The organism is Paraburkholderia susongensis, assembly GCF_900177725.1.
Lineage (GTDB): Bacteria > Pseudomonadota > Gammaproteobacteria > Burkholderiales > Burkholderiaceae > Paraburkholderia > Paraburkholderia susongensis.
The window spans coordinates 199,552-212,555 of sequence record NZ_FXAT01000010.1 but is presented as its reverse complement, the minus strand read 5'-3'; the positions used below and the strand labels follow the sequence as shown (position 1 = coordinate 212,555).

Sequence of the window (13,004 nt, the reverse complement as noted above, 5' to 3'; positions counted from 1 at the left end):
TTTCCCCGCGCTTTGAGCGCCCATACACTGCTCTGCACGAGTGGCGATGTCCATGTCGCTCACGGCCAGAGAGGAATGGATGAAAATCAGGAGACAGGCAGTAACGGGACGATGGGGGCGGCCGTTTGCCGTGCTCGGCGCGGCGGCGGCATTGGTGTTGTCCGCGCAGGCAATAGCCCAGACGAAGTTCGATCGAAGCAGGACGGTGATTTTCGCCAACGGCGGCGTGGTCGCCACGCTCGATCCGATGCGCACCGACTATGCGCAGACGAGCTTCATCGCCAGCACCTTGTACGATACGCTCGTGACCTACGACTCGAGCGGCAAGCTCGTCGGTCAACTGGCCGAGACCTTCGAGCTTGCGAAAGACGCGAAGTCGATCGACGTGCGGCTGCGCCCGGGCGCCGTATTTCACGACGGCACCCCGGTCACTGTGAACGATGTCGCCTATACGCTCGACAGACTCAAGCGCCTCGGGCTCGGCATCGCATCGCAGATCGACGGCTACGACAAGACCACGGTTGCCGACGCGCGCACGCTGACGATCCACCTTTCCAGACCTGACTCGCTGTTTCCCGGCGCGCTCTCCAAGGTCTACATCCTCGAGGCGAAACTCGCGGCCGCGAACGCGGGCACCGACGATGCCCAGGGATGGCTGCAATCGCATGACGCCGGCAGCGGCCCGTATGTTTTCAGCGGCCGCCGCAATGCCGACATCGTGGTATCGCAGTTTCCCGGCTACTGGAACAAGGTCGCCGGCCGGCCGGAGCAGATCGTGTTCCGCCGGATCGACGAAGGCGGCACCCAGCGCGACGAGCTGCTCGCCGGCAACATCGACCTTGCCGTGCTCGGCATGGGCTACCGCGATGCGGCGTTGCTCGACAAGGGCGGGCGGGTCAAGGACGCGCATCTGAAGCCCGAACTGCAGACCAACATCATTTTCAACACGCGCACGGGCCCGACGGCCGACGCGCGCGTGCGCCGCGCGATCCGGCTCGCCTACGACTACCAGGGTGGCCTCGACGCGATCCGCCAGGGTGCCGGCGTGATCGCCAACGGCCCGCTGCCCTCGACGATGATCTGCCGCCCCGATCTGCCCGCGGCCCATCGCGACGTCGCCGAGGCGAAGCGGCTGCTGGCCGAGGCCGGCGTGAAGAATCTGCAGCTCACGATGCGTTTTCAGCCGACCGTCGAGGTGCAGCGCCTGGAAGCGACGCTGCTGCAATCGAACCTGGCCGAGATCGGCGTTCAGCTCAAGCTCGAGCCGATCTCGTTCGCCGCCTATCTCGCCAGCGTCGCGCGTTTCGACACCATCCCGCAGATGATGCTGCTCGACGACTTCGCGCAGTTCCCCGACCCGGGCGCGATCCTGCTGCGCGGCTACCGCTCCGATGCGGTGGGCACTAACCGCGGTGGATACTCCAACCCGAAGGTGGACGCGCTGCTCGATGCCGCGAAGGCTTCGTCCGACGCGGCGAAGCGCTGCGATCTGTACAAGCAGGTCCAGGTGATCCTCGACCGGGATTCGGTCATCATGCCGCTTTACACCGTCGGCCGTCCCGCCATGTACCGGCCGCAGCAGATTCAGACGCCGCAGGTCAACAAGGTGGTGTTCCCGCTCGCGCCCGCCGACCTGCGTTTGGCGACCAAGCCATGAGCGCGCAATCGAAAGGGCTGCCGGGCGTATTCTTCGCCGCGCGCCGGCTGGTCTCGACCGTGCTCACGCTGCTCGGCCTCGTCACGCTGGTGTTCGCGATGACCAAGGCGATTCCGGGCGACGAGGCGCAGGTGGCGGCGGGGCCGGAGGCGTCGCCGGCACAGGTGGAGGCGGTGCGCCAGCGCATGGGGCTCGACGCGCCGCTCGCCGTCCAGTATGGGCGCTTCGTCGGGCACGTGCTGCAGGGCGACCTCGGCACGTCGATCAGCACGCAGCAGCCGGTGCTGGACGATGTCTTGAAGGTGTTCCCGAGCACGCTGGAACTGGTGATCGTCACGCTGCTGCTGAGCCTGCTGCTGGCGGTGCCGGTGGCGGTGGCCGCCGCCACCTGGCGCGACAGCGCGTTCGATCGCGCCTGCCGGGTGGTCGCCGTTGCGGCAGGGGGCATGCCGGCGTTCTGGCTGGCACTGCTCGCGCAATACGTGCTCGCGAGCCGCTGGGGCCTGTTGCCGATCTCGGGTCAGCAGAGTCTCGACTTCTCCGTGCCGGTCCGCACGCAGATGCCCGTTGTCGATACGCTGCTCGCCGGTGATCTCGCGGCGTTCGCCGACGCCGTGCGCCACCTCGTGCTGCCGGCCATCTCATTGGCGGCGTTCTTCGCCGCGCAGTTCTTCCGGACCCTGCGCGCCTCGCTCATCGCGATTCTCGAAAGCGACTTCATCGTTCCGGTGCGGGCCAAGGGCGCGTCGTTCGCCCGGATCATGCTGCGGCATGCGCTGCCCAATGCGATCGGTCCTACGGTCACGCTCGCGGGTGTGCTGCTCGGCATGATGATCGGCTCGTCGGTACTGGTGGAAAGCGTGTTCGGCCGGCAGGGCGTGGGCGCGTATCTGTCCAACGCGGTCGAGCAGAAGGACACCTATGCCGTGCTGGGCGCCGTGCTCTTCGTCGGCGCCGTGGTCTGCGTCAGCAACGTGCTGGTCGATCTGTTGCTGCTGGCGGTCGATCCACGCATCCGCGCCGCTCAACTTCACGGGAGCAAACGATGAACCTGTCCATTGCGCGTGGCGCGCTGCGCACGACGCCATCCTTTTTCGACACCGGCGTGTACATGCTCGTCGCGCTGCTCGTCGTCATGGCCGTGTTCGGGCCGATGGTGGCGCCGGATTCCGTCTATGTGTCCGACATCCGCAATGCGCTGATGCCGCCGAGCGCGGCGCACTGGTTCGGTACCGACGACCAGGGGCGGGACGTCATGTGGCGCGTGATTGCCGGCGCGCGGGCGACGCTGCTGTCGGCGATGCTGATCGTGACTGCGTACTCGCTGATCGGCGTGCTGATCGCCACGCTCGCCGCCGTGGGGCCACGTTGGCTCGACGAGACGCTGATGCGTATCACCGACATCGGGTTGGCGCTGCCCGGGCTCGTGGTGGCCTTGGGTTTCGCCGCGGCGCTCGGGCCGAGCCTGCAATCGGCGATCATCGCCAAGGCCATCACGGGCTGGCCGGTGACGGCGCGGCTGTTGCGCGCGATCCTGCGCCAGACGATGACCGCGCAGTTCGTGGTCGGCGCGCAGGCGATGGGCGTTTCGCGCTGGCGGCTGATGACGCGCCACGTGCTGCCCAATTCGCTCGACATCCTGGTCGTCAAATGGGCCGGCGATATCGGCGGCGCGGTGCTGGTGCTGGCGGGGATGTCGTTCATCGGCGTCGGCGCGCAGCCGCCGAGCGCCGAATGGGGGGCGATGATCGCCAATGCGAAGGGGTACGTCGCGAATGCATGGTGGGTGGTGGCCGCGCCGGGCGTCGCGATCGTGCTGGCCGCGGTGGGCTTCGGCCTGCTGGGCGACATCCTGCAGGTGCGCCGCGATCCGGGTCTGCGAGGCCGCGAATGATGCCGGGAACTGACATGATCGAATCGAATACCGAGAACGCTTCGCCGCGCGCGGGCACCTTGCCCGCAACGGATGCCCGCTGTGCGTCGGACGTCGACAGCGACACGCTGGTGAAGGTCGAGGGGCTGAGCGTCGATCTGCCTCGGCGGCGCGAGGCGACGCGTCTCGTGGACGGCGTGAGCTTCACGATCAAACGGAACGAAAAGGTCGCGCTGGTCGGCGAATCGGGCTCGGGCAAGTCAGTCACCGCGCGCGCGCTGATGCGGCTCAACCCGAAGCTGCGCCTTGCGGGGCGGGTGCTCGTCGACGGCATCGAGGTGCTTGGCCTGCCCGAGCGCAAGCTCGGCAGCGTGCGGGGCAAACGGATCGGCATGGCGTTCCAGGATGCCTTTACGTCGCTCGATCCGATCATGCCGGTCGGCGAGCAACTGATCGAGGCGCTGGTGGTGCAAGGGGTGTCGCGTGGGGAGGCGCGCGTGCGCGCCGTCAGATTGCTTGCGGAACTCGGCGTGAGTCACGCAGAGGGGCGCATGAAGGCCTATGTCCACGAGTTTTCCGGCGGCATGCGTCAGCGCGTGGTGCTGGCGATGGCGCTGATTTGCGAGCCGCGTCTCCTGATCGCCGACGAGCCGACCACGGCGCTCGATGTGCGCATCGCGCAGCAGGTGCTCGACGTGCTGGACGACGTCGCCGCGCGGCGGGAGCTGGCCGTGCTGCTGATTACGCACGACATGGGCGTGGTGGCGTCTTTCGCCGAGCGGGTACTGGTGATGTACTCGGGTCGCATCGTCGAGGACGCGCAGGTGGATGCGCTGTTCGAGCGGCCGATCCATCCGTACACCGAAGGTTTGCTCGCCGCGGTGCCGCGCGTGGACCGCACCGTCGAGCGGCTGGCGGCGGTGCAAGGCTCGCCGGTCGCACCCGGCGAGCGGCCGGCGGGATGCGCGTTTCACCCGCGCTGCGCGGCGGCCACCGACGTCTGCCGCGGCGTCGTGCCGCCGTTGCGCACCTTCGGGGCGCGCAGGATTGCCTGTCACCACGCTGAGGAACGGGGAGCATCGGATGCTGTTTGAACTGAATCATCTGTCGAAGTCGTTTGCGGACGGGCGTCGCGCGCGTGCGATCGCGCTTGACGACGTGTCGCTGTCTGTCGATGCGGGCGAGGCGATCGGCCTCGTCGGCGAGTCGGGTTCCGGCAAGACCACGCTGATCCGCTGCGCGCTGCGCCTGCTCATGCCCGATTCCGGTTCGGTGGTCTATGACGGCATGAACGTCGTGGACGCCGGCCGCGCCGAACTCAGGCGGTTTCGCCGCGAGGTCCAGCCGGTCTTCCAGGATCCGTTCGCGAGCCTCAATCCGCGCATGAATGTCGAGCAACTGGTCGGCGAAGGGCTGATCGTTCACGGCATCGAAAAGCGCGCGGCGAAGCGGCGCGACATCGTTGTCGAGACGCTGGAGATGGTGGGGCTCGGCGCGCGCGATCTTCCGCGCTACACCCAGTCGTTCTCGGGCGGACAGCGTCAGCGGATCGCCATTGCCCGGGCGCTGGCGATCCGCCCGCGCCTATTGATCTGCGACGAACCCGTGTCCGCGCTGGACGTGTCGGTGCAGGCGCAGGTGATCAATCTGCTGCAGGACATGCAGCGCGCGCTCGGCCTGACGATCCTCTTCATCGCGCACGACCTCGCGGTGGTGCGGCATTTCTGCGAACGCATCTACGTGCTGCACCACGGCCGCGTGGTGGAGTCGGGTGATCGCGCGAGCGTGTTCGACAGTCCGCGCCATCCCTACACGCAGGCGTTGCTCGGCGCGATGCCGATTCCCGATCCCGTGGCGGCGCGGGAGCGGCGCGCGCTACGAAAACTGAACCGGCTGGCACTGAACGGTGCCGCCTTCGCTATGGAGTCAAAATGAGACTAGGAATCGACGGCAAGAAGATGCCGGAGGCGAGGAAGTGGGGCGCGGTGGGCATACTCGAACGCGCGCGGGAACTGGGCATGGCGGGCGTGTTCTTCAGAACCGTGCTCGACATGTCGCCGAGTCTCGACCTCGGCTATCTCCGCGAGGTGCGGGCGCGGGCCGACGCCCTCGGCATGTATCTCGAGACCGGCGTGGGCAAGGTCAACCCCTACGCGCTGCCGGAAACCCCGGAGGTTCGCGAGGTCGGCAACGGCGACGTCCTGCACGGCTTTCGCCGCATGATGGAGGTGTGCGCCGCGATCGAATGCCGCGAGTTGTGGGTGGCGATGGCGAACTACAAGACTGCCTTCGTCGGCAAGTACTCGACCGACCGGTTCCGCACCGATGTCGCTTGGCATGAGCAGCTCGCGGCCACCGAGAAACTCCTGAAGAAGCTCGCGCCGATCGCGCGCGACCTCGGCGTGCACCTGAACATCGAAACCCATGAGGAAGCGACGACGTTCGAAATCGTGCGGCTCGTCGAAGCGGTCGGGCCGGATGCGATCGGCATCGTGTTCGATTCGGCGAACGTGCTGCAGCGTACCGAGCATCCGGTGTTCGCCGCGCGGCGCGTGGCGCCCTATGTGCGCCAGACGCACATCAAGGATGCGCTGGTCGCGAGCGGCCCGGAGGGCGTGCGCTACCAGACGCGCCCGTGCGGCGGCGGTTCCGTCGACTTCGCCGCGATCCTGCCGCTCCTGACGGCGCATAACCCCGATCTGAACCTGTCGATCGAGAACGACATGTCGCACGACGACCGGCCGCGCACGCCGGTGAAGATGCGCATCGACATCCACGACAGCGAATGGAGCGCGGCCCATCCCGACCTGAGCCCGGAGGAGTTCGACGCCTTCCTCGCGCTCGTGAAGGAGGGCGACCGGCGGGTGGCGACGGGCGAGGTGCCGGACTTCGAGACCTTCGCCGAGCGGCGGCCCGGCTACGCCGAGACCATCGAGGACATTCTCGACACGGCACGCCATATCCGCCGGATCTGCAAGGACTTCTCTCTGCCCCTCAAGGATGCGCCCAGCGCCGGGTGCGAGCTGACGACGGCATCCCATGACCGCTGATCTACTGATTCGTGGCGGCCGGCCCGGCGCCGGTCCAATCCAGGATGTCATCGTGCGCGACGGACGGATCGCGGCCATCGGGACGAACCTCGAAGCGCCGAGCGGCACGCCCGTCGAGTCGCTGCGGGGCGAACTGGTTCTGCCGGGTCTCGTCGATGCGCACACGCATCTGGACAAGACGCTGCTCGGCATGCCGTGGCACGAGAACACGGCGGGGCCGGCGCTCGTCGACAAGATCCGCTACGAGCGCCGCATGCGCCGCGAGTGGGAGATCGACGCGGCGCGGCAGTCGGCGCGGCAGATCGAGTTGTCGCTCGCGCAGGGTACCACGCACATCCTGACCCACGTCGACATCGACACCGAGAATGGACTGACCTGTCTGGAAGGTGTGCTGAGCGCGCGCGACGAATGGAAAGATCTGATCGATATTCAGCTCGCCGCGTTTCCGCAGTCGGGCCTGATGTCGCGTCCCGGCACGCTGGAGCTGATGCGCGAGGCGATGGCGATGGGGTGCGACTGGGTCGGCGGTCTCGACCCCTATGCGATCGACCGCGATCCCAAAGGGCATCTCGATGCCATCTTCGGACTCGCGCAGACCTTCGGGCGACCGGTCGACATCCACCTGCACGAGCCGGAGGAGATGGGGGCGCTCACGCTGTCGCTGATTTTCGAGCGCGTGCGGGCGCTGGGCATGAACGGGAAAGTGACGATCAGCCACGCGTTCTGCCTCGGCTCCGAGCGCAGTCATATCGTGGGCCCGCTGCTCGACCAGCTCGCGGAGCTCGACATTGCCGTCATCACGACGGGACCGAGCGGCTGGGCGGCGCCGTCGGTCAGTCAGTTGACGCAGGCCGGCATCCGCGTCGGCTCCGGCAACGACGGCGTGCGCGATACGTGGAAGCACTACGGCGACGCCGACATGCTCAGCCGCGCGATGTTCATCGGCCTGCGCAACCGCCTTTGCCGGGACGATGAAGTTGCGCTCGCCTTCGATATCTGCACCCTCGGCGGCGCGCGGATCATGCGCAGCGCCGATTACGGCATGAGTGTCGGCTGTGCGGCTGACCTGTTCGTCGTCGCCGCGTCCGGCATTGCCGAAACGGTTGCGCGCCAGCCGGTGCGCAAGCTGGTCGTGAAGCGCGGGCAGGTCGTGGCCCGGGACGGCGAGTGCATCAGGCACGCGCGCTGACGCACGAGTCATGACGCAAGAGTTCAGACGAAACATCGCGGAAATCGTGGAAATTATCTTAAGGAGAACAAAATGCTGTACGTACGCTTGTGCCTCGACGCACCCGGCTCTCTCGATCTTCGCCGCAAGCATCGCGAGGAGCGCCAGGCCTATCTCGACAGTGGAGCGATCAGGATCATAGAGGGCGGTCCCGTCTGCGCCAGCGACAGCGGGGACGCCTACGTGGGAACCTTCATGCTGATCGAAGCGGACTCGCGCGAAGAAGTGGTCGCTTATCACCAGAATGATCCGTTCACCAAGGCTGGCATCTACGAGCGATCTTTCATCATGCGTTTCAAGAAGAATATTGGCTAAAGGATTCGCTCGTATCGATGCGCTCGCGCCTTGCGGTACGAGCGCATTTTTTTCGGCTGTCTCGAAGAGAACGATGGCATGAGTTTGTCTGCGCTATCCGGTGAGCGTTCGATTGATCGGCACACCTGCGGCATGAATCCGCTCGCGAAAGGGCAAACGTGCGCCGAGCGGAGATGCTGTTTCTACCAATATTCCAGATGGCTATGTAACGCACCGGTCTTTTCAATTGTGTGCGCTTCTTTGGCGGACAAGAATCACCTCTCCAGTTTGATAAACATGCATCGGAGGAGACCGTGGTGAGGAGAGTGATTGGAAACGCAGTCGTGGGAGCAGCCTGCGTCTGTCTGCCGTTCGGGACAGCGCGCGCCGATACGGCGCTGACGTTATTCGGTGTGCTGGACATGTCGCTGAGTTCGTATTGGGTCAATGGGGGCAAGCGGCAGATCACGATGGCGAACTCAGCGCTGAATTCGAGCCGGTTCGGTTTCACCGGGACCGAAGATCTGGGTGACGGAAAGGCCGTTTCGTTCTGGCTCGAAGCTCCCATCAGTCCCAACACGGGCGGTGGCCCCGCGCCCGGCACGCTGTTCACGCGACGCTCGACGATCAGCTATATCGATCGGGATCTCGGCGAAATCCGTGTCGGCCGCGATTTCACGCCGACCTTCTGGAACGATGCGCTGTTCGATCCGTTCGGCGCGGCGGGGGTCGGCACCAACCTGTTGCAACAGGTGCGCAGCACGGGCGTCTCCGCGCCCAATGCGCCGTTCGTGCCGGGCTGGGGTGCATCGAACCTAGGCTTTATCCGTTCGAGCAATTCCATTTCGTATTTCCTGCCGCGCAATCTCGGCGGATTCTATGGACAGTTCCAATACGCGTTTCACGACTCGTCCGGCTCGACTCCGCAGCCGCGTTTTATCTCCGGGCGCGCGGGGTATTCGAACAAGCAGCTCAACGCTTCGTTTGCCTATTCGCACACGAATGCCGTGCTGTATGGTTCGAGCGTTACGCCAGTCGTCACGACGTACAGCGTCGGACTTTCCTGGGACTTCGGCTTCGCGCGGCTGATGGGCGAGGGCTTGAGCGAAAACTACGAGCAAGCCGTCACCACCTACCGCAGCCACGGATTTCTCGCCGGCGTGGCGGTGCCGATCCAGTTCCTGACGCTGAATGCCAGCTACGCCAATGTGGTCACCGATCTGCCCGGCTCTCCCGCGGTGTCGAAGCTTGCGCTAGGCGGCGTCTACGCGCTGTCGAAGCGGACCCTGGTGTATTTCACCTATGCGCGGATCGACAATCGGCATGGCGCGATGCTGACGACAGGCGGTACGGTTCCGGGTATTCCGGGCGCGGCGTCGACAGGCGTCGACATCGGTCTGCGCACGGCGTTTTAGCCGTTCATTCGAGGCCGCCACACAATTCGAGTGCTGAATTTTTCAAAATCCGATCGGAAGTCCGGTCAAAATATATAGTCATGCTAATCAAGATCATCAATCCCAATACCACCGTCACGATGACCGAAGCCATGGCCGAATGCGCGCGGCGCGTCGCGGCGGCCAACACGCGGATCCTCGCTGCAAGTCCGGAATCGGGGCCGGTTTCCATCGAGAGCCACTATGACGAGATGCTGTCCACCCCAGGCCTGCTCGATGAAATCAGGCTGGGCGAAGAAGACGGATGTGACGGCTACGTCGTCGCGTGCTTTGGCGATCCGGGACTGCAGGCGGCCCGGGAACTGGCGCGCGGTCCCGTGATCGGCATTGCGGAGGCGGCCATGCACGCGGCCAGCATGCTGGGCACGGGCTTCTCCGTCGTGACCACGCTCGCGCGAACTCGCGGCATGGCCTGGCATCTGGCGGAACGGTATGGAATGCGGCGCTTCTGCCGCAATGTACGGGCAGTCGAGATTCCCGTGCTCGCGCTCGAGGAGGAACGGTCAAAGGTTTTCGACGCCATCCTCGGCGAGTGCGCGAAGGCTCTCGCCGAAGACGACGCCGACGTGCTGGTACTCGGCTGCGCGGGCATGGCCGGCCTTGCGCACGATATTGGCGAAGCGCTGGGCGTGCCGGTCATCGACGGCGTGACGGTCGCCGTCAAGCTAGTCGAGGCGCTCGTCTCGAACGGCCTGCGCACGAGTAAGCGCGGCGAGTACGCGCAACCACTCCCGAAGCGCTATTCGGGCATGCTCGCTTCGTACGGGGCGGCTGAGTCGAGCGATCCGGCCTGAGCGGCGAGTAAACGCCGCCACCGCCCTTTACCGATTGTTCGCAAAAGGCGGCGCTCTCCGTCAGCGTGATTCCGCGGCGTTCAGCATCTTGGGCGCAATCGGTCGATGCCGCCCGGTTGCGCCTGATGCACGGAATTGGCGTCCTGGAAGTTAAGCGGGTAAGACTGCCAGTCGTTCGGATCATAGGTGATGCATGTCGACGACACGACCTTCTGCCGCCATTGCTGCGCCGTTTGGGGGGTATTGTCGAGCGGCTGACATAGCGCCGATGTTGCGGAGCCAATCAGCAAGACCGCGGTGACAGTGGGAAGATAAATCTTCATGGCGAGCTCCATCATGGATGGACAAACGGTAGGAGCAAGGGACCACGGCAATGATCCCGGTTAGGCCCTCACATGGAGGCAAATATACAACGCAGGCACGGACAACGCCAATGCGCCGCGCGGTGAGCGGTCGCGGGCATCGGCAAGGCCGTGCGAGCACGCCATTGCACCGGTATTCTTTCAGCCTGCGAAGGCTGCGATTTCCAGTTCATCGAGAAAGGTGATAGGTTTTCGCCTGCGGCTTCGGCTGCGAATTGCAACGATTGAACAGGATTGAGTGAGCCATGAACGATCAACCACGGATAGCACCCGATAGCACCGCCGCGCGCGTCGCATTGTGGCGCGCGCTGCATGTGCACGCCGATGCGCTGCCGCACGTGCTCGAAGATGAAATCGGCCTGCAACTGCTGGCGCCCGCCGAGGACTGGCGCGATCGCGGCGACATGGACCCGCAATTCACGCGGCCGTTTCGCGCGTCGATCGTTGCGCGTGCGCGCTTTATCGAGGATCTGGTCGTCGAGCAGGCCGCTCGTGGCGTCAGCCAGTATGTGATCCTCGGCGCCGGTCTCGACAGCTTCGCGCAGCGCAGGCCAGAGCTTGCTTCGCGGCTGACGGTGTTCGAGGTCGATCCGCCGGGGCCGCAGGCATGGAAGCGCCAGCGCCTGATCGAGCTGGGCTTCGGCGTGCCGGACTGGCTGCGTTTCGTACCGGTCGACTTCGAAGCGGGCGATAGCTGGCGGCAGCGGCTCGCCGTTGCGGGATTCGATGAGAGCAAGCCGGCCATCGTCGTGTCGACCGGCGTCAGCATGTATCTGACGAAAGAGGCGAACGCGGCCACACTGCGCGAAGTGGCTGCGCTCGCGCGCGGATCGACGTTCGCGATGACGTTCCTGTTGCCGCTCGACATGGCGGACCCCGACGTGCGCCCCGGGCTCGAGATGGCGGAAAAAGGCGCGCGCGAGAGCGGTACGCCTTTCATCAGCTTCTTTACGCCACAGCAAATCAAGGCGATGGCGCATGAAGCCGGATTTACCGAGGCACGGCATGTGTCGGCGGCCGATCTGACGCAGCGTTACTTCGAGGGCAGGGCGGATGGGCTGCGGCCGCCCAATAATGCTGAGGAGTTGCTGGTGGCGAATACGTAGCCGCTCTTTTAGTTTTGGCGTTTTTCAGCTCGTGTGCGGTGAGCTTGCGAGGCGGAAGGGATCGACCGCCCACATCTCGCCTGCACGCCGATACGGCTCTACGCGAGCGAGCCATTCGACAAGCGGAGTGAGGCTGATTCCGGGTGCCACCGAGCCGCCATAGGACTCCGAAACGAATGGTTCGTTATCCGCCGGCCGGCGGACCATCTGAACGATGTGCGTGATGCCGCGTGGACGCGGGTGATTATTCGCCCACGCTGGCGTGCTCATTTTCAGCCCGATGGTCGCGCAGCGCGGCAGGTTGTGTGCGGTTATGTCCGTCCCGGCGAGAATGAACGCGGTGCGCGTCTCGATCTCTTCGATGATGCGCTCCGACCAGGCATGCAAGGCGCGCATGTCGTCGGCTCGAAACAGTGGGCGGCGCGCTGCGTCGTTTTCCGCTTGCATGGCTTCGGTCAGAAGCCATGCGACCCAACCTGAGCAGTCGATCACCGCGGGCGTTCGCGCTAGTCCTTCCGCCTTCACGCCCCGTTGATAGCCGACCGCGCCTGTATGGCGTTGCACGAGTTGCCACATGGTGGTTTCGGCGGTCTTGAAGAACATGGCGGAATTTTACGCGAATGAATGCCACAAGAGGAGTGAGGAATATACCGGCAAATCTGCGAGGACCTTCCCCGCACGGCTATAATCGCGCTCGAACATGGTCAGGGAAATTTAATCGTGAAAAAGATCGCTGCCTTTGCACTCGTTGCGTTTGCGCTCGCCGCCTGCTCGTCTCCGGAAAAGCAGGCACAGCATGCCCAGCAGGAAATCCTTCATAGCGAACCCAACCTCGCCGCCGCGCAACGCAACGCGGTGGTCGACTGCGCGCCGGAGAATTGCGATGCCGCCTGGGCGCTGACGAAGCGCTATATCGAGCAGCATTCCGACATGCGCGTGACGCACGCCGATGCGGTCGCGATCGACACCGACGTACCCGACGATTCAGGCAAGGCGGCTTTCTCGGCAACCCGCGCCGCAAAGAGCACGGGCGGCGCGACGCTCACGCTCTTCGCACAGTGTCGCGGCATGTATGGTCAAGATAGCGAGAAAGGCTCGGACTACGACGAATGTGCCGACAAGATCATCAAGACGCAGAACGGGTACGTGGCGTTTCTCAGGGCGCATGCCAGCGGGCAATAGGTGT

General features: G+C 65.1%; 14 protein-coding genes. 12 read left to right on the top strand and 2 right to left on the bottom strand.

The annotated features are described in order from the left end of the window. The first annotated feature begins 46 nt into the window (after window positions 1-46). The 10 genes from B9Z01_RS25910 to B9Z01_RS25865 all read left to right on the top strand — a co-directional run bounded on the left by B9Z01_RS25910 (window position 47) and on the right by B9Z01_RS25865 (window position 10,350). Window positions 47-1,657: an ABC transporter substrate-binding protein gene (locus B9Z01_RS25910; protein WP_085488348.1), complete on the top strand. Its 1,611-nt coding sequence runs from the start codon at window positions 47-49 to the stop codon at window positions 1,655-1,657. Beyond that, a complete protein-coding gene (locus tag B9Z01_RS25905) occupies window positions 1,654-2,706 on the top strand; it encodes an ABC transporter permease (RefSeq protein ID WP_085488346.1) in 1,053 nt (350 codons plus the stop codon). The genes B9Z01_RS25910 and B9Z01_RS25905 overlap by 4 nt, the downstream gene beginning before the upstream one ends. Continuing rightward, window positions 2,703-3,551: an ABC transporter permease gene (locus B9Z01_RS25900; RefSeq protein ID WP_085488344.1), complete on the top strand. Its 849-nt coding sequence runs from the start codon at window positions 2,703-2,705 to the stop codon at window positions 3,549-3,551. The genes B9Z01_RS25905 and B9Z01_RS25900 overlap by 4 nt, the downstream gene beginning before the upstream one ends. A gap of 14 nt (window positions 3,552-3,565) precedes the next feature. Continuing rightward, window positions 3,566-4,624 carry an ABC transporter ATP-binding protein gene (locus B9Z01_RS25895; RefSeq protein ID WP_085488343.1) on the top strand — a complete coding sequence of 353 codons (1,059 nt, stop codon included), beginning with the start codon at window positions 3,566-3,568 and terminating at the stop codon, window positions 4,622-4,624. Beyond that, the gene (locus tag B9Z01_RS25890) at window positions 4,614-5,465 is read left to right on the top strand and encodes an ATP-binding cassette domain-containing protein (RefSeq protein ID WP_085488341.1); all 852 of its coding nucleotides are present in this window, start codon (window positions 4,614-4,616) and stop codon (window positions 5,463-5,465) included. Before B9Z01_RS25895 ends, B9Z01_RS25890 begins: the two co-directional genes overlap by 11 nt. Before the next feature lie 50 nt (window positions 5,466-5,515). Beyond that, window positions 5,516-6,580, top strand: a complete 1,065-nt coding sequence (locus B9Z01_RS25885) for a sugar phosphate isomerase/epimerase family protein (protein WP_244196160.1) — start codon at window positions 5,516-5,518, stop codon at window positions 6,578-6,580. Then, window positions 6,570-7,769 (top strand): amidohydrolase family protein, encoded by a 1,200-nt coding sequence (locus B9Z01_RS25880; protein WP_085488337.1) that lies wholly within the window; start codon window positions 6,570-6,572, stop codon window positions 7,767-7,769. Before B9Z01_RS25885 ends, B9Z01_RS25880 begins: the two co-directional genes overlap by 11 nt. Before the next feature lie 72 nt (window positions 7,770-7,841). After that, window positions 7,842-8,123 carry a YciI family protein gene (locus B9Z01_RS25875; protein WP_085488335.1) on the top strand — a complete coding sequence of 94 codons (282 nt, stop codon included), beginning with the start codon at window positions 7,842-7,844 and terminating at the stop codon, window positions 8,121-8,123. A 323-nt stretch (window positions 8,124-8,446) separates the two neighbouring features. Further along, window positions 8,447-9,517 (top strand): porin, encoded by a 1,071-nt coding sequence (locus tag B9Z01_RS25870; protein WP_143809064.1) that lies wholly within the window; start codon window positions 8,447-8,449, stop codon window positions 9,515-9,517. 80 nt (window positions 9,518-9,597) lie between these two features. After that, entirely contained in the window at window positions 9,598-10,350 is a 753-nt protein-coding gene (locus B9Z01_RS25865; protein ID WP_085488331.1) for an aspartate/glutamate racemase family protein, read from the top strand. An 80-nt stretch (window positions 10,351-10,430) separates the two neighbouring features. Here the strand turns inward: B9Z01_RS25865 and B9Z01_RS25860 are convergent, their stop codons facing one another. Continuing rightward, window positions 10,431-10,673, bottom strand: coding sequence for a hypothetical protein (locus tag B9Z01_RS25860; RefSeq protein WP_085488329.1), 243 nt, complete (start codon window positions 10,671-10,673; stop codon window positions 10,431-10,433). A gap of 284 nt (window positions 10,674-10,957) precedes the next feature. Between B9Z01_RS25860 and B9Z01_RS25855 the strand changes: the two genes are divergently transcribed. Next, window positions 10,958-11,818, top strand: coding sequence for a class I SAM-dependent methyltransferase (locus B9Z01_RS25855; protein WP_085488327.1), 861 nt, complete (start codon window positions 10,958-10,960; stop codon window positions 11,816-11,818). 24 nt (window positions 11,819-11,842) lie between these two features. Here the strand turns inward: B9Z01_RS25855 and B9Z01_RS25850 are convergent, their stop codons facing one another. Next, entirely contained in the window at window positions 11,843-12,343 is a 501-nt protein-coding gene (locus tag B9Z01_RS25850) for a hypothetical protein (RefSeq protein WP_143809063.1), read from the bottom strand. Between the two features lie 195 nt (window positions 12,344-12,538). Between B9Z01_RS25850 and B9Z01_RS25845 the strand changes: the two genes are divergently transcribed. Continuing rightward, window positions 12,539-13,000 carry a hypothetical protein gene (locus B9Z01_RS25845; protein WP_085488323.1) on the top strand — a complete coding sequence of 154 codons (462 nt, stop codon included), beginning with the start codon at window positions 12,539-12,541 and terminating at the stop codon, window positions 12,998-13,000. The last annotated feature ends 4 nt before the right edge of the window (window positions 13,001-13,004 follow it).

What these genes read in the sequence shown, in the direction of transcription:
- B9Z01_RS25905 (WP_085488346.1), top strand. Translation starts at nt 1,654, where the DNA reads ATGAGCGCGCAATCGAAAGGGCTGCCGGGCGTATTCTTCGCCGCGCGC.
- B9Z01_RS25875 (WP_085488335.1), top strand. Translation starts at nt 7,842, where the DNA reads ATGCTGTACGTACGCTTGTGCCTCGACGCACCCGGCTCTCTCGATCTT.
- B9Z01_RS25865 (WP_085488331.1), top strand. Translation starts at nt 9,598, where the DNA reads ATGCTAATCAAGATCATCAATCCCAATACCACCGTCACGATGACCGAA.
- B9Z01_RS25895 (WP_085488343.1), top strand. Translation starts at nt 3,566, where the DNA reads ATGATCGAATCGAATACCGAGAACGCTTCGCCGCGCGCGGGCACCTTG.
- B9Z01_RS25860 (WP_085488329.1), bottom strand. Translation starts at nt 10,673, where the DNA reads ATGAAGATTTATCTTCCCACTGTCACCGCGGTCTTGCTGATTGGCTCC.
- B9Z01_RS25880 (WP_085488337.1), top strand. Translation starts at nt 6,570, where the DNA reads ATGACCGCTGATCTACTGATTCGTGGCGGCCGGCCCGGCGCCGGTCCA.
- B9Z01_RS25900 (WP_085488344.1), top strand. Translation starts at nt 2,703, where the DNA reads ATGAACCTGTCCATTGCGCGTGGCGCGCTGCGCACGACGCCATCCTTT.
- B9Z01_RS25890 (WP_085488341.1), top strand. Translation starts at nt 4,614, where the DNA reads ATGCTGTTTGAACTGAATCATCTGTCGAAGTCGTTTGCGGACGGGCGT.
- B9Z01_RS25910 (WP_085488348.1), top strand. Translation starts at nt 47, where the DNA reads ATGTCCATGTCGCTCACGGCCAGAGAGGAATGGATGAAAATCAGGAGA.
- B9Z01_RS25855 (WP_085488327.1), top strand. Translation starts at nt 10,958, where the DNA reads ATGAACGATCAACCACGGATAGCACCCGATAGCACCGCCGCGCGCGTC.